Below are 15,507 nucleotides of genomic sequence, written 5' to 3'. Positions count from 1 at the left end.
CACTTTTCCACGTTTTCCGCGTCATGAGCACCGACACTTTCGAGCCCACATCGCACGCCGATCCCCTGCAGTTCTGGGAGCAGCGCGTCAAGGCCAGCCGCTGGATGATCACCAAGACCGTGATGCTCGGCGTGTTTGCCGGGGTACTGGCCGTGCTTGGACAGGGGTGGCTTGAACATGCCGCACCGCTATTGCCCATTATCAGCCAGAACTACAGCGTGTGGCAGTTGAGCTACCTGCTGGCATTAATACTCATTTTCGTGATCTGGGCGCTGGCCCTGCGCCAGAAAATGGGGCTGCTGGAAAACAGCAAGCGCGGCATGCATACCCAGCAACGCATCGCCCAGCACAATGCGCGCCGCCAGCAAGCCGCCGCCGAAGCCCGCCAGCGCCGGGCCGAGCGGGAGAAAGCGCAAGCACTTGCGCAAGAACTGGCGCTGGCCGCCAAGCGCGGCACCAAGAGCAAGAAGTTCGACTACTGATTGCGTAGTCACTACACAAGATTCAGATCCGCCGCGCAACACTCGAGAGGTCTCGCAGCGGCCCTTTTGTGATATGGTTTCTGCTCCAGATCGGCGCACAACCCACTATCCTATGACTACCGCCACTCTGCTTCAATTGTTCTCTCCGCCGAGCGATCCTTCGCTGCTCCAATACGGCATCTATACCCCCACGCTGGTTGTGCTCTCGATCCTGGTTGCCATCTTCTCATCATGGATGGGATTACAAGTTGTCGACCAGGCCAAGTCCACCACCACCCGCGGCCTGCGCGCCACCATGCTGGCCACTGGCAGCCTAGCGCTGGGCTGCGGCGTGTGGGCCATGCACTTCATCGGCATGCTGGCCTTCGACCTGTGCACCGTGGTCGAGTACGATCCCGGCGTGACCATGCTGTCGGTGCTGCCCAGCCTGGGCGCCTCGTGGGTGGCGCTCAACATCATCGGCCGGCGCGAACTCACCACCGGCGCGCTGCTCACCGGGGGCGTTCTCACCGGCGCCGGCATCGGCGCCATGCACTACACCGGCATGGCCGCCATGCGCACCAATCTTTACCTGCAATACGACCCGGCCATGTTCGCGCTGTCGATCGTGGTGGCCGTGGCGCTGGCCACGCTGGCGATCTGGATCCGCTTCGGCGTGCGTACCCTGCGCCAGTATGTGCGTCCCAGCTTCCTCGGCGCGCTGGCGGCCGTGGTGATGGGCTGCGCCATCGCCGGCATGCACTACACCGGCATGGCGGCGGCCCGCTTTACCGGCGTGCCGACAGCCGTCGATGGCCACGGCCAGAACACCGGTTTCCTGGCGCTGTCGATCACCGTGATCACGGTGGCGATCACGGTGTTCGTGCTGGCCGCCAATGGCCTGCTGCGCTACCGCGACCTCTACCGCCAGCTGAGCGAGAGCGAGCGCTGGATGCGCGCCCTGCTCACCACCACCATCGACGGCGTGGTGACGGTGGACCGCGACGGCGTGGTCCACGAATTCAATGCCTCGGCCGAGCGCATCTTCGGCTGGCGCCGCGACGAAATCGTCGGCCGCAATATCCGCCTCCTGATGACCGACGCCCAAGGTTCGGAGCACGACGGCCTGCTGCACTTCCTGGGCCAGCCGGCCGAGGGCGACGCCGCTGCAAACACCAACGCAGACACCGTCCACGAGGTGATCGCGCTGCGCAAGGACGGCGGCGTGGTGCCGATCCGCCGCGCCATCGGCCACGCGCGGGTGGAAGAGCGCGACCTGTTCGTGCTGTTCATTACCGACATCAGCGAGCGGCGCGCCATCATGCAGGCGCTGCGCGCCAACGAGCAGCAGTTCCGCTCCCTGATCCGCAACATCCCCGGCATCTCGTTCCGCAGCAGCATGGGCTACGACGCGCCGCCGGTGTTCGTCAGCGACGGCATGGAGCGCCTGGCCGGCTTCCCTGCCAGCGACTTCGTCGGTCCGCAGCGCACCCGCACCCTGGGCTCGCTGGTGCTGCCCGAGGACCGCGACTACGTGGAAGCGGAGATCAGCCGCAGCGTCGAGCGGCTGTCCGCCTACCAGGTCGAGTACCGCATCCGCCACGCCGACGGCAGCATCCGTTCGATGTGGGAACACGGCGCCGTCACCCGCGACGAAAGCAATCCGGACCTGGTCTGGATCGACGGCGTGATCCTCGACATCACCGAGCGGCGCCAGATGGAAGAGGAGCTGCGCCAGGCCAAGGAAACCGCCGAGCAGGCCGCTGCCGCGCGCGCCAGTTTCCTGGCCAATATGAGCCACGAAATCCGCACGCCGATGAACGCCATCCTGGGCTTTACCGACGTGCTGCTCGATACCGAACTCGATCCGGCCCAGCGCCGCCACCTGGGCACCGTGCGCAAGGAAGGCCGGTCGCTATTGAGACTATTGAACGAGGTGCTCGACACCGCCAAACTCGATAAAGGCGCGGTGGAGCTGGAACCGGACGACTACAGCTTGCTGGGGCTGATCGACGAACTGGCCTCCACCTTCGGCGGCAACGCCCGCGCCAAGGGTCTGACCATCGACATCGAGTACGATCCGTCGCTGCCGGCGTGGCTGCACGGCGACGAGCTGCGCATGCGCCAAATCCTCGGCAACCTGCTGGACAACGCGATCAAGTTCACCAGCGCCGGCAAGATCACGCTACGCGCCGGGGCGCGCCACGGCCAGTTGCAGATCGCGGTGCAGGACACCGGCATCGGCATCGCGCCCGAACGCCAGGCCGCCATCTTCGATCCGTTCACCCAGGCCGACGCCTCGATGACGCGGCGCTTCGGCGGCACCGGTCTCGGCACCACCATCAGCCGCCAGCTGGTCGCGCTGATGGGTGGCACCATCAGCGTGACCAGCGTGCCGGGCGAAGGCGCCACCTTTACCGTGCTGCTGCCGCTGGAACCTGCACATGATCACGACGGCCCGGGCCAGAGTGCGGAGCGCAGCGACTATCCGCTGCCGCCGCTGCGCTTCCTGGCAGTGGACGACGTGCCGCAGAACCTGGAATTGCTGTCGCTGATGCTGGCCAAGCGCGGCCACATTTTGCAGACCGCCAGCGACGGCGCCATCGCCGTGCAGCTCACCGGCGACAACCGCTACGACGTGGTACTGATGGACGTGCAGATGCCGCTGATGGACGGCCTGGCGGCCACCCGCGCCATCCGCACCCGCGAACGGGAGCGCGCGCGCCTGTCGGGCCAGCCGCTGGCCCGGGTGCCGATCGTGGCCATGACGGCCAGCGTGCTGGCCGCGCACCGGCAAGCCACCACCGACGCCGGCATGGACGGTTTTGCCTCCAAGCCGGTGGACTGGTTTGCGCTGTCGCACGAAATCGCGCAGGTGTTGCGTCTGCCGCCGATGGAACACGGCACGGCGGCCGACGCGCCGGCGCGCCAACGGGTGCTCAACCACAAGGCCGGCCTGCAGCGCTGGGCCGGCAAGGAAGCCGTGTACCAGCACGCGCTGGGCCGCTTTGCCGCCGACTACAACGACGGCGCCGCCACCCTGGCCACACTGCTGGCCGTGCCCACCGCTTCGCGCCTGGCGGATGCCCAGGCCTGGTGCCACCGGGTGCGCGGCGTGGCCGCCAACCTGGGACTCGAACAGCTGGCGGCCACGCTGGCCGGCATCGAAAAACTGTGCGGCGCACCACCGCGCGACGCCGACGTGCCGCTCGACGCCGAACTGGCGCAGCAGCAGCGGCAACTGGCCAGCCAACTGGAGGCGGCACTGGGCGCCATCCACGCCATGCAGGCGATCGCCACCCGGCGCGACGCCGCCAACGCCCGCACCTGCGACGATGACGAGGTCACGGCCGCCGGCCAGGGGACGGACACCCCGCTCCCTGGCACCGCTGCGGCGGACGCCTTCGATGTCGCGGCCGCGCGCGCCCGCGCCCAGGCACTGCAACCATCGCTGCGGCGCGGTGCGCTCGACGACGCCGCGCTGGCGGCGCTGGTGGCCAGCCTGGCCAGCGCCCCGGCCACCCCACGCAAACACCTGGCGACGCTGCATGGCGCGCTCGACGATTTCGACTTTCCGCTGGCGGCATCCACGCTGGAAGTGTTAATGGACAGCCTGCCCGAGGAGAGTTGATGCCCTTGACCGCACCAAAATTGCCACTGATTTTGCTGGTGGACGACGAAGCAAGCAACCTGCAACTGCTGCGCCATATTTTGCAAGACCAATACCGGCTGCTGTTTGCCAAGGACGGCCAGCGCGCGCTGGAACTGGCAATCCAGGAGTCGCCGCAACTGATTTTGCTCGACGTGATGATGCCGGGGATGACCGGCTACGAAACCTGCCGCCTGCTCAAGCACGATCCCACCACTCACGACATCCCGGTGATTTTCGTCACCGCCCTGGGCGACGCTACCGACGAGGTGGTGGGCTTCGAGGCCGGCGCCGTCGATTACATCACCAAGCCGGTCAGCCCGCCCATCGTACGCGCCCGCGTGCGCACCCATTTAACGCTGGTGCGCGCGGACGAACTCAAACGCACGCGCCTGGAAATCGTCCAGCGCCTGGGCCTGGCCGCCGAGTACAAGGACAACGAGACCGGCCTGCACGTGATCCGCATGAGCCACTACGCGCGCATCCTGGGCCTGGCGCTGGGCATGAGCGAGGAGGAAGCCGACGACCTGCTGCACGCGTCGCCGATGCACGACGTCGGCAAGATCGGCATCCCCGACAGCATCCTGCAAAAACCGGGACCGCTGGACGCCGAGGAGTGGAAAGTGATGCAGTCGCACGCCTCGATCGGCGGCGACATCATCGGCCGCCACGAGGGCGGCATGCTGGCCATGGCGCACCTGCTGGCGGTCACCCATCACGAAAAATGGGACGGCAGCGGTTATCCGAACGGTCTGAAAGGGGAAGAGATTGCACTCGTGGGAAGAATCGTCGCGATCGCCGACGTGTTCGACGCACTGACGTCGGCGCGGCCCTACAAGCAGGCATGGCCGGTGGAACAGGCGGTGGAATATCTGCAGCAGCAGCGCGGCAGGCACTTCGAGCCACGGCTGGTCGATCTGTTCATTGAACAGATGCCCGCGCTGCTTGAGATCAAGCAGCGCTGGGCAGAGCATTCTTAGGCAACGAGCCGCACCTGGCGCCCGGCCAGGCGCGCCATCACGGCCACCAGGTGGTCGATCTGGCGGCGGGTGTGGCCGGCGTTCATCATGAAGCGCAGGCGCGCCTGTCCGACCGGCGCGGCCGGGAACTGGATCGCATCGACGTGGATGCCTTCGCGGCGCAGTTCGATAGCGTAGCGCTGGCAGGTTTCGGCGTCGCCGATCAGCACCGGCAAGATCGGCGTGGCGGTCGAGATGATGGTGTAGCCCAGCGGTGCCATCTGCTCGATGAAGTAGCGCTGGTTGTCCCACAGGCGCTGGCGCCGCTCCGGTTCCTCTTCCAGCAAATCGAGCGCGGCCAGCAGTGCTGCAGCCTGGTCCGGCGGCGGCGGACAGGTGAAACCGTAGGCGGAACTGGTCAGGCGGATCACGTCGGCGACGTCGCGCTCCACCGCCACGAAGCCGCCGATCGAACCGAGCGCCTTGCTCAAGGTCCCCATCTGCATGATATTGGCGCTGTAACAGCCGAAGTGCTCCGAGGTGCCGCCGCCGTTGGCGCCCAGGATGCCGGTGGCGTGGGCGTCGTCGATGTAGAGCAGCGCGCCGAAGCGCTCGGCCAGCGCGACCAGGTCGGGCAGCGGCGCAATCGTGCCTTCCATGCTGAACACGCCGTCGCTGACGATGATCGGCGTGGTGCCTTCCTGCGCGCCCGCCTGCAGCAGCGACTCGAGATGGTTCATGTCGCAGTGGCGGTAGTTATACCGCAGCGCGCCCGACATCTGGATGCCTTCGCGGATGCTGATGTGGTTGTACTCGTCCGAGTAGTACGCGTACTTGTGGCGCTTCTTGGCGCGGAAGCCGTGCAGCCGCGCCAGCGTGGCCGCCTTGACGATCGACGACAGCACACCGATATTGGTCATGTAGCCGGTCACGAACAGCACCGCGTCGCTCTTGTGCTTGAGCGCCCCCAGGCGCGCTTCGAGCTCTCGGTAAACTTCCAGGTCGCCGCCCAGCAGGCGCGACTCGCAGTTGCCCACGCCGTAGCGGTCCAGGCCCTGCTTGGCCGCCGCCACCAGCCGCGGGTGGTTGGCCAGCGCCAGGTAGTTATTGGTGCTGAAGGAGACCACTTCCTGGCCGCCGCTGATGAAGGTGGGATCGGGCAGCGTGGTGTGGACGGCGGAATCGTGGTGTACCGGGTGGTGCTGCAGCCAGTGGGCGATGTCGGTCAAATCATGCATGATGGAGAGAGGTTCAGTGAGCGTGAAACCATCATAGAACCGGGCGACTCTCCGCAAGCTTGCGGTCACATTACAGGCAGGATAGTTAGCTGCTAGCTTCCGGCCTGCGGCAGCACCAGCCGCGCCACCAGTCCCGGCGCGTTGTCCTCCAGCGCCAGCCGGCCGCCGTGCGACGTGGCGGTGGCGGCGACGATCGACAGTCCCAGGCCGTTGCCCGGCAGGTGGCGGCTTTTATCGAGGCGGTAGAAGCGCTGCGTCACCTTGTCCAGTTCTTCTGGCGGGATGCCGGGACCGTTGTCGATCACCGCGATCGACGCCATGCCGTGGTGCAGGCCGGCGCGCACCCGCACCACCGATCCCGGTCCTGCGTACTTGAAGGCGTTTTCCAGCAGGCTGGCAATCGCGCTGGCCAGCAGGTTGCGATCGCCGTCCACGTACAGCGACGCCGGCGCGTCCACCGTCAGGGTAATGTTGTCGTCCTCCGCGCTGGCCTCGTACATCTCGCCGATGTCGGCCACCACCCGGCCCAGGTCAAGCCGCTCGAACATCCTTGTGCGCATGCCCGATTCCACCTCGGCAATTTGCAGCAGGCGTTCGAACAGCCGTATCAAATCGTCGATATCGTCGATCGCGTCGTGCGAGGCGCCCGAAAGACGCTCCACGCTGGGTTCATGGCGCAATGCGTCGTCGAGCCGGCTGCGGATGCGCGAGAGCGGCGTGCGCAGGTCGTGGGCGATGGCGTTGGAAACGTGGCGGATACCTTCCATCAGCAGCTCGATGCGGTCGAGCATGCGGTTGATGTCGCGGTTCAGGCGTGCAAATTCGTCGTCGCCGCTGATGGCGATGCGGTGGCTCAAATCGCCGGCTTCGATGCGGGCGGCGGTGCCGCGGATCTCACCGAGCTTGTTCTCGATGGTGCGGCGGAACAGCAAGGCGCCAGCCACGGTCAGCAGCAGCGACACGCCGGCGCCGGCCAGCAGCGCATCCCAGATCAAGGTGCGCACCGCTTCCTGCTCGCTCAGGTCGCGGCCCACGATCAGCATGCCGCCGCCGGCCAACGGACGCAGGTACAGGCGCGCAGGTTTCAGGTGACCGTCGCGCACGACGTCGGCGCTGAGCATTTGCGCGCGGGGGTTGGTTTCGGTTTCCCCGTCGGCCTGCGGCCACGAGCCGAGATTGCCGGCCAGGGTATTGCCTTCGCTGTCGAGCAACTGGAAGATTTCGCGGTCGCTGTCGATGCCGTCGGCCAGCTGGCGCCGCACTTCCTCGATCAGGTCAGCGTGGCCGGTGACGCTGGCGCGCTTGAGCAGGCGCTGGGCCTGGGCGACGATTTTACCGTCCAGGTTCTGATCGAGCACGCCGATCGTCCCGGTGTAGAAAACCACCGACACCACCGCGATCGACATGGTGCCCAGCAGGCCATAGCCCAGCACCAGCTTGGCGGCGATCGATGCGCCCCAGAGCCGGTTGGGTCGACGCAGCCAGTCAGCCAAGCGCACGCTCACCGCCGTCGTCTTCGCCGGGTGCAGTGGCGCCCATGCGGTAGCCCACGCCGCGCAGGGTATGGATCAGCATCACCGGGAAGTCCTTGTCCACCTTGGCGCGCAGGCGGCTGATCTGGACATCGATCACATTGGTCTGCGGATCGAAGTGATAGTCCCACACCGATTCGAGCAGCATGGTGCGGGTCACCACCTGGTTCTCATTGCGCATCAGGTACTCGAGCAGGCGATACTCGCGCGGTTGCAGCGTGATGACCTTCGGGCCGCGCGTGACGCGCATGGTGCGCAGGTCGAGCTTGAGGTCCGCCACTTGCAGCTGGGTGCTGTCGGCGCCGGGCGCGCTGCGCCGCAACAGCGCTTCCACCCGCGCCAGCAATTCGGAAAATGCGAAAGGTTTCGGTAAATAGTCGTCGGCGCCGCCGCGCAGGCCCGTCACGCGGGCGTCGATGGTGGACAGCGCGCTGACGATGATGACCGGCGTGTGCTTGCCCAGCGCGCGCAGCTTGTCGACGATGGACAGGCCATCGATACGGCCCGGCAGCATGCGGTCGAGAACGATGATGTCCCAGTCTTCGCCGATGGCGTAATCGAGTCCGTCCGGGCCGGTGGCGCAAGCGGTGACCAGGTAGCCCGCTTCGCGCAGGCCCTTGCAGATGTAGTTCGAGGTTTCGGCTTCATCTTCGATGACCAGGCAGCGCACGCGTTTCTCCATCAGGGGGTGATGGCGTATTTTAACCGTATTAACCGCGCAGCCCGGGGTGAACTCCCGCCGGAACGCCGTCGTTGCGTCGCACAGCAGGTGGCGCCATCTTGGTGGCGTCAATGATGAGGACCGTCGTCAGGGCGTAGAGTTCGGTTGCAATGATAGGTTCTTGCTGCAAAAAAAGAATTGCGGCAGATCAAACGGCGGCCAACTCGCTGTAGAGCCCGTGGTAGTTCAGCGCCATCCGTTCGGCGGTAAACAATTCCTGGTAGCGCGCCCCGGCGCGCCGGCCCATGTCGGCGGCCCGCACCGGGTCGTCCCACAGCGCGCGCATGGCCGCGCCGAAAGCCGGCGGGTCGTCGGGCGGCACCACCAGCCCGGTCTCATTGTCGATATTGATGTAGGTGGTGCCGGTGCCGATCTCGCTCGAGATCATCGGTTTGCCGAACATGGCGCCTTCCAGCAGCGAGATGCCGAACGCCTCCGAGCGCAGGTGCGACGGGAACACCATCGCGTAGCACGCCTGCAGCAGGGCGATCTTGTCGTCCTCGTCCACCGCACCGACGAAATGCACGTGCTCCAGTCCCAGGCGCGCGGCGTGCTGCCTGAGTTCCTGCTCGATCGGGCCGGCGCCGACGATCACCACCGGGTACTGCGCGTGCTCCGGGTGGGCCAGCGCCTCGAGCAGGATGTGCAGGCCCTTGTAGTAGCGCAGCACGCCCACGAACAGGAAGAAGCGCCCGCCGAAGCGCGCGCGCCATTTGTCGGTCACCGCCGCCGGCGGCTGGTGGTAGCCGGCCTTGTCGAGGCCAAAGGTGATCACGCGCGTTTTGTCGGCAAACTGCTGCAGCACCGGCGACGAGGCCAGGTAGTTGGGCGACGTGGCGACGATGGCGTCTACGCTGCGCAGGAAACGGCGCTTGAGCGGCGCGTACAGGCGCAGCAGGTTTTTCTGGCGGACGATGTCGGAGTGGTACGTGACCACGCTGGGCTTGTCCACTCGTGCCATGAAGTGCGCCAGGTCCATGAACGGCCACGGAAAATGGTAGTGCACCACGTCGGCCTGGCGTGCCAGGTGCGCCAGCTTGTCGATGGCGCCGAGCGAAAAACCGGTGGAGGCGATTTCGAAGTTCTGCTGCGCGCGGTGCACCACGTGGCCTTCGAAATCGATGCGCGCCGGCCCATCGCGGCGCAGCGTGAGCACGGTGTTGTCCACGCCCAGGCGGCCGGTGCCCACGCACATCTGGCGGATGGCCTGCTCCACCCCGCCCCACGAATCGGGATAATAGGTTTTGTAGAAATGCAGGACACGCAAACCGGACTTCTTCATGCTGCCAGTACCTGTCGATAGACGTCAACGGTGCGGCGCGCCGCTTGGTCCCAGGTCAGCTCAAGCGCGCGCACGCGGCCGGCGGCGATGAGCCGCGCGCGGGCGCCGTCGTCGCGCGCCAGCGTGGTCATCGCGGCGGCGATGTCGCCCACCGACAGCGGATCGAATTCCAGCGCCGCGCCTTGCGCCACTTCGGGCAGCGACGTGGCGTGGGCGCAGGCCACCGGCACGCCGCTGGCGAACGCTTCGAGCAGCGGCAGGCCGAAGCCCTCGTGCAGTGACGGGAACATGAACGCGCCGGCGCCAGCGTACAGGTGACGCAGTTGCTCGTCGTCGGTCAGGCGGTCAAGCCAGATGACGTTTTCGCCGCGCTCGCGCGCAGCTCTCAGGCGCTGCACCAGCTCCGCGCTGCGCCAGCCCGGCGCGCCGACAATCACCAGCTGCCGCGCCGCCCGCAACACCGGCGGCAGCGACAAGTAGGCGTCGAGCAGCCGCTCGACGTTCTTGCGCGGCTGCAGGGTGCCGACGAACAGGTAGTAGCCAGCCTGCAGGCCATGTTGCGCCAGGGTGGCGTCGCGGGCGGCCGGTGCGGGCGCATCGAACCATTCGGCGCGCACGCCGTGATAGAGCACGCTGATCTTGCGCTCGTCGACGCCGAAAAATTCCACCAGTTCGCGCACCGAATAATGCGACGACGCGATCACGTGCTGAGCCTTGCGCGCGGCGCGGATCTGCAGCCAGTTTTTCAGGCGGCGCCACTTGGGATTGCACCACTGCGGGTGCGAGATCGGCAGCGCGTCGTGCAGGGTCGCCACCACCGGGCAATCCATGCGCACGATGCGGTAGTCGGTGGAGTGGAACAGGTCGAGCCGGGTTTTGCCGCCATCGGCGCCGGCGGGAAGAACGCGGCTCACATCGAGGTAGGCGCCGGACGGCAGCAGCATGTCGCCAAGCGTGGCCACCGGGAACGACAGCGGCAGTGCGCGGCCCGCGCTGAGCTTATGCGTGCCGCCAGGCGGGGCAAAGCTGAGCGGCACCACGTCCACACCGGCGCCGGGCAAATGATCGAGCAAGGCCCGGGTAAAAACGCCGATGCCGTCGAAGCGGCCGCCCGTCAGCGCCGGTTCGATGGTGGTGGTGGACAGGCCCACCTTCAATGGCGTCGCCGCGCCGCTCACGCCTCGGTCATCCAGCGCAGGGTGTCGGCCAGCGGCACCGGATCGATGGGGCCGATCACGCCGGCCAGGCGGCGGTTGTCGCCGACCAGTCGTATCACTTCATTGGCGCGCACGAAGGCCGGGTTGACGTGAACATCGATGCGGTAGCCGGCGATATCGGCCATCAGGTCGAGCACCTCGCCCAGCGAATACGCGTTGCCCGAGCAGATGTTGAAGGCGCGGCCGGCGGTGGCGGCAACTGGCGCGGCCAGCAGCTGGCGGTAGCTGCGCGCCACCATGCGCACGTCGGAAAAATCGCGCCACACGTGCAGGTTGCCCAGCTCGATACGCGGTTCACGGCGGCGGAAGTGCGCGACGATTTTCGGCAGCAGGAAGTTCTCGTGCTGGCCGACGCCGGTGTAGTTGAACGGCCGCGCGATGATCAGCGGCAGGCGATCGCTCCACAGGCGCGCCATGTATTCCATGGCCAGCTTGCTGACCGCGTAGTCGTTGGCGGGCGCGGCCGATACATCTTCGTCGATCACGCCCACGTCGGTGTTGCCGTAGATATTGGCGCTCGAGGCCAGCAGCACGGCCGATGGCGGCTGCGCCAGTCCGGCCAACGCTTCGAGCAGGTTGCGGGTGCCAGCCACGTTGACGCGGTACATCTGCTCGGCGTCGCCATGGGCCACGAAGGCAATCGCCGCCAGGTGCACCACCACGTCGGGACGCACCTGCTGCACCACGGCGGCCAGGCCGGCGCGGTCGTTCAGATCGGCACTGAATTCCCCCTCGCCCACCGGGCTGCCCGGGGCGACGATGCCGTGCACCTGGTAGCCGGCCGCACGCAGCTCCTGCGCCACGTAGCGGCCCGTAAAACCGGCGCTGCCGGTAATCAGGGCGCGCTTGCCGGCGCCTTCCAGGATGGCGTTCATCGGCAGCGTCCTAGAACGATACGCCGGCGCGGTTGCGGCGCAGGTCCGCTTCCACCATCATCTGGCACAGCTGTTCGAGCGTGGTCTGCGGCTTCCAGCCCAATTCGCGCAAGGCCTTGCCGGCGTCGCCGATCAACAGTTCCACTTCCGCCGGACGATAGAATTTCGGATTGACGCGCACCAGTACGCGCCCGGTCTTCTGGCAGGTACCGATTTCGTTCTCGGCGGCGCCGCTCCAGGCCAGGTCGATATCGACGGCTTTAAATGCCATGGTGACGAAGTCGCGCACGGTCTCGGTACGGTTGGTGGCCAGCACATAGGTGTCGGGCGTATCGGCCTGGAGGATGCGCCACATGCCTTCGACGTATTCCTTGGCATAGCCCCAGTCGCGCTTGGCGTCCATATTGCCCAGCTCGAGCACGTCCTGCAGGCCGAGGTGGATCTTGGCCACCGAGTCGGTAATCTTGCGGGTGACGAATTCGCGTCCGCGCAGCGGCGACTCGTGGTTGAACAGGATGCCCGAGGCGCCGAAGATGCCGTACGACTCGCGGTAGTTGACCGTCATCCAGTGCGCATACAGCTTGGCCACGCCATACGGGCTGCGCGGATAGAACGGCGTATCCTCTTTTTGCGGCACGGCCTGCACCTTGCCGAACATCTCCGACGTGGACGCCTGGTAGAAGCGGATGTTCGGGTTGACGATGCGGATCGCCTCGAGCAGGTTGACCGCGCCCAGGCCGGTGATTTCGCCGGTGGTGAGCGGCTGGTCGAACGACACGCCCACGAAGCTTTGCGCGGCCAGGTTGTAAATTTCGTCCGGCTTCACGCGCTGGATCAAGCGCGTCATCGACGACAGGTCGGTCAGGTCGAACTCCACCAGTTCGAGCTGCGGATGCGTGGCGATGCCCAGCTCTTCGATGCGCCAGAAGTTGACCGAGCTGGTGCGGCGATACGTGCCGGTGACCTGGTAGCCCTTGTCGAGCAGCAGTTGCGCCAGGTAGGCGCCGTCCTGGCCGGTAATGCCGGTGATGAGGGCTTTCTTCGAGTTCGTCATGATATGAGCGTGGCAACAATAAGATCGACGATTGTAACCGAGTCAATGTACAGGCCCGGCGAGGTAGCTCATACGCTTACACTCGTTACATCCGGTAACATTCTGGCTGTTACCGGCGAAAAAAAACCGCTTCCCGAGAAAGCGGTTTTTTGCGCAAGCAGGCAGGGTGTTACGACTTGCCAGCCACCGCATCGACCACGCACAGCGCGGTCATGTTGACGATGCGGCGCACGGTGGCCGATGGCGTCAGGATGTGCACGGCCTCCGAGCAGCCCAGCAGGATCGGGCCGACCGCGATGCCGTTGCCGGCGGCCGTTTTCACCAGGTTGTAGGCGATGTTGGCCGAGTCGATGTTCGGCGCCACCAGCAGGTTGGCGTCGCCGGTCAGGGTCGAATCGGGCATGATGGCGTGGCGCAGCTTGGAGTCGAGCGCCGTGTCGCCGTGCATTTCGCCGTCGATTTCCAGGGTCGGATCGAGCTGCTTCACCAGCTCCAGCGTAGCGCGCATTTTTTGCGCCGACTCGCTGTTGGACGAGCCGAAGTTCGAGTGCGACAGCAGCGCTGCGCGTGGCGACAGGCCGAAGCGGCGCATCTCGTCGGCAGCCATCACCGTGATCGCGGCCAGCTCTTTCGCGTTCGGGTTTTCGTTGACGTGCGTATCGACCATCACCAGCTGGCGCTCCGGCATGATCAACACGTTCATGCCCGCATACACGCAGGCGCCCTCGCGCTTGCCCAGCACCTGGTCGATGTATTTCAGGTGCAGCTCGGTGGTGCCGAAGGTGCCGCAGATCATGCCGTCGGCGTCGCCCTTCTTGATCATCATGGCGCCGATCAGCGTGTGGCGGCGGCGCATTTCCAGCTTAGCGTATTCCTGGGTCACACCGGCGCGCGAGGTCAGCGCGTAGTACGACTGCCAGTAGTCGCGGTAGCGGTCGTCGTGGTCAGGGTTGATGACGTCGAAGTCCACGCCGTGTTTCAGGCGCAGGCCGAACTTGGCAATGCGCGCCTCCAGCACGGCCGGACGGCCCACCAGGATCGGGCGCGCCAGCTTTTCATCGACGATCACCTGCACCGCGCGCAGCACGCGCTCTTCTTCGCCTTCGGCATAGACGATGCGTTTGCGTTCGTTGGCGGTCTTCTTGGCGACCTGGAACAGCGGCTTCATGAAGGTGCCGCTGCGGTACACGAACTGCTGTAGGCTGTCGGCGTACGCTTGCAGATCCTGGATCGGACGCGTTGCCACGCCCGAGTCTTCCGCAGCCTTGGCCACGGCCGGCGCGATCTTGATCAGCAGGCGCGGATCGAACGGCATCGGGATCAGGTACTCGGGACCGAACGACAGGTTGGTGAAACCGTAGGTGGTGGCGACGATGTCCGACTGCTCGGCGTGGGCCAGTTCGGCGATCGCGTGCACCACGGCGATTTCCATTTCGCGCGTGATCGTGGTGGCGCCGCAATCGAGCGCGCCACGGAAGATGTACGGGAAGCACAGCACGTTGTTGACCTGGTTCGGGTAGTCCGAGCGGCCGGTGCAGATGATCGCGTCGCCGCGCACGGCCTTGACGTCGTCAGGCAGGATTTCCGGGTTCGGATTGGCCAGCGCCAGGATCAGCGGATTGGAGGCCATGGCCTTGACCATATCCTGTTTCAGTACACCGCCGGCGGACAGGCCGAGGAAGATGTCGGCGCCAGGGATCACTTCGGCCAAAGTGCGGGCATCGGTCTCGCGGGCGAAGCGTTCCTTGTCCGGGTCCATCAGCTCGGTACGGCCTTTATAGACCACGCCGGCCAGGTCGGTGACAAAGATGTTCTCGAGCGGGAAGCCAAGGTCGACGATCAGGTCCAGGCAGGCCAGCGCCGCAGCGCCGGCGCCGGAGACGACCAGCTTGCAGTTCTTGATGTCTTTACCGACCAGCTGGATGCCGTTCAGGATGGCGGCGCCCACGATGATGGCGGTGCCGTGCTGGTCGTCGTGGAAGACCGGGATCTTCATGCGTTCGCGCAGCTGGCGCTCGATGTAGAAGCACTCGGGCGCCTTGATGTCTTCCAGGTTCACGCCGCCGAAGGTCGGTTCCAGCGCGGCGATGATGTCCACCAGCTTGTCCGGATCGAGTTCGTTGATTTCGATGTCGAAGACGTCGATGCCGGCGAACTTCTTGAACAGCACGCCCTTGCCTTCCATCACCGGCTTGGCGGCCAGCGGACCGATGTTACCGAGGCCCAGCACCGCGGTGCCGTTGGTGATCACGGCCACCAGGTTGCCGCGCGCCGTATATTTGTACGCTGCGGCCGGGTCGATGACGATTTCTTCGCAAGGCGCAGCCACGCCCGGGGAGTAGGCCAGCGCCAGGTCGCGCTGGTTGGTCAGTTGCTTGGTCGGCGTAACGCTGATTTTGCCGGGAGTCGGGAACTCGTGGTATTCGAGTGCCGCGAGGCGGAGTTGTTGACGAATTTCTTCTTTTTTCTCTGCTGACGAATCCATGCTTTACTGCCTTCCTATTTGTGCGGTCGGAAAG

At 65.8% G+C, this 15,507-nt stretch carries 11 protein-coding genes; 3 read left to right on the top strand and 8 right to left on the bottom strand.

The genetic code is table 11. The features are described from left to right. Positions 1–23: 23 nt before the first annotated feature. From J2X54_RS13660 to J2X54_RS13650, 3 genes are all read left to right on the top strand, one after another. Positions 24–482, top strand: a complete 459-nt coding sequence (locus tag J2X54_RS13660) for a hypothetical protein (protein WP_310181385.1) — start codon at positions 24–26, stop codon at positions 480–482. Positions 483–594: 112 nt separating this feature from the next. After that, positions 595–4,092 carry an MHYT domain-containing protein gene (locus tag J2X54_RS13655; protein ID WP_310181383.1) on the top strand — a complete coding sequence of 1,166 codons (3,498 nt, stop codon included), beginning with the start codon at positions 595–597 and terminating at the stop codon, positions 4,090–4,092. Then, positions 4,092–5,090 carry a two-component system response regulator gene (locus tag J2X54_RS13650; RefSeq protein ID WP_310181381.1) on the top strand — a complete coding sequence of 333 codons (999 nt, stop codon included), beginning with the start codon at positions 4,092–4,094 and terminating at the stop codon, positions 5,088–5,090. Before J2X54_RS13655 ends, J2X54_RS13650 begins: the two co-directional genes overlap by 1 nt. On the opposite strand, the gene J2X54_RS13645 is transcribed toward J2X54_RS13650, so the two are convergent. From J2X54_RS13645 to J2X54_RS13610, 8 genes are all read right to left on the bottom strand, one after another. After that, on the bottom strand, positions 5,087–6,307 hold the full coding sequence (locus J2X54_RS13645; RefSeq protein WP_070249014.1) for a pyridoxal phosphate-dependent aminotransferase family protein: 1,221 nt from the start codon (positions 6,305–6,307) through the stop codon (positions 5,087–5,089). The genes J2X54_RS13650 and J2X54_RS13645 overlap by 4 nt on opposite strands. A gap of 92 nt (positions 6,308–6,399) precedes the next feature. Further along, positions 6,400–7,812, bottom strand: coding sequence for a HAMP domain-containing sensor histidine kinase (locus J2X54_RS13640; RefSeq protein WP_310181378.1), 1,413 nt, complete (start codon positions 7,810–7,812; stop codon positions 6,400–6,402). After that, a complete protein-coding gene (locus J2X54_RS13635; RefSeq protein WP_070249265.1) occupies positions 7,793–8,509 on the bottom strand; it encodes a response regulator transcription factor in 717 nt (238 codons plus the stop codon). Before J2X54_RS13635 ends, J2X54_RS13640 begins: the two co-directional genes overlap by 20 nt. A gap of 199 nt (positions 8,510–8,708) precedes the next feature. Further along, positions 8,709–9,827, bottom strand: a complete 1,119-nt coding sequence (locus tag J2X54_RS13630) for a glycosyltransferase family 4 protein (RefSeq protein WP_310182068.1) — start codon at positions 9,825–9,827, stop codon at positions 8,709–8,711. Between the two features lie 11 nt (positions 9,828–9,838). Beyond that, on the bottom strand, positions 9,839–11,020 hold the full coding sequence (locus J2X54_RS13625) for a glycosyltransferase family 1 protein (RefSeq protein ID WP_310181375.1): 1,182 nt from the start codon (positions 11,018–11,020) through the stop codon (positions 9,839–9,841). Then, positions 11,017–11,934 carry an NAD-dependent epimerase/dehydratase family protein gene (locus tag J2X54_RS13620; protein ID WP_310181374.1) on the bottom strand — a complete coding sequence of 306 codons (918 nt, stop codon included), beginning with the start codon at positions 11,932–11,934 and terminating at the stop codon, positions 11,017–11,019. Before J2X54_RS13620 ends, J2X54_RS13625 begins: the two co-directional genes overlap by 4 nt. 10 nt (positions 11,935–11,944) lie before the next feature. Next, complete coding sequence (gene gmd, locus J2X54_RS13615; RefSeq protein ID WP_310181373.1) at positions 11,945–12,988, bottom strand: GDP-mannose 4,6-dehydratase; 1,044 nt, start codon at positions 12,986–12,988, stop codon at positions 11,945–11,947. A gap of 169 nt (positions 12,989–13,157) precedes the next feature. After that, positions 13,158–15,473: an NADP-dependent malic enzyme gene (locus J2X54_RS13610; RefSeq protein WP_070249022.1), complete on the bottom strand. Its 2,316-nt coding sequence runs from the start codon at positions 15,471–15,473 to the stop codon at positions 13,158–13,160. Between the last annotated feature and the right edge of the window lie 34 nt (positions 15,474–15,507).

This window comes from Duganella sp. 3397, from assembly GCF_031456625.1.
Classification (GTDB): domain Bacteria; phylum Pseudomonadota; class Gammaproteobacteria; order Burkholderiales; family Burkholderiaceae_D; genus Rugamonas; species Rugamonas phyllosphaerae.
This window is presented reverse-complemented; position numbering and strand designations above follow the sequence as displayed.

Excerpts from the sequence above, each read along its gene's own strand:
- J2X54_RS13645 (WP_070249014.1), bottom strand. The coding sequence starts at position 6,307 with ATGCATGATTTGACCGACATCGCCCACTGGCTGCAGCACCACCCGGTA.
- J2X54_RS13655 (WP_310181383.1), top strand. The coding sequence starts at position 595 with ATGACTACCGCCACTCTGCTTCAATTGTTCTCTCCGCCGAGCGATCCT.
- gmd (WP_310181373.1), bottom strand. The coding sequence starts at position 12,988 with ATGACGAACTCGAAGAAAGCCCTCATCACCGGCATTACCGGCCAGGAC.
- J2X54_RS13660 (WP_310181385.1), top strand. The coding sequence starts at position 24 with ATGAGCACCGACACTTTCGAGCCCACATCGCACGCCGATCCCCTGCAG.
- J2X54_RS13620 (WP_310181374.1), bottom strand. The coding sequence starts at position 11,934 with ATGAACGCCATCCTGGAAGGCGCCGGCAAGCGCGCCCTGATTACCGGC.
- J2X54_RS13610 (WP_070249022.1), bottom strand. The coding sequence starts at position 15,473 with ATGGATTCGTCAGCAGAGAAAAAAGAAGAAATTCGTCAACAACTCCGC.
- J2X54_RS13650 (WP_310181381.1), top strand. The coding sequence starts at position 4,092 with ATGCCCTTGACCGCACCAAAATTGCCACTGATTTTGCTGGTGGACGAC.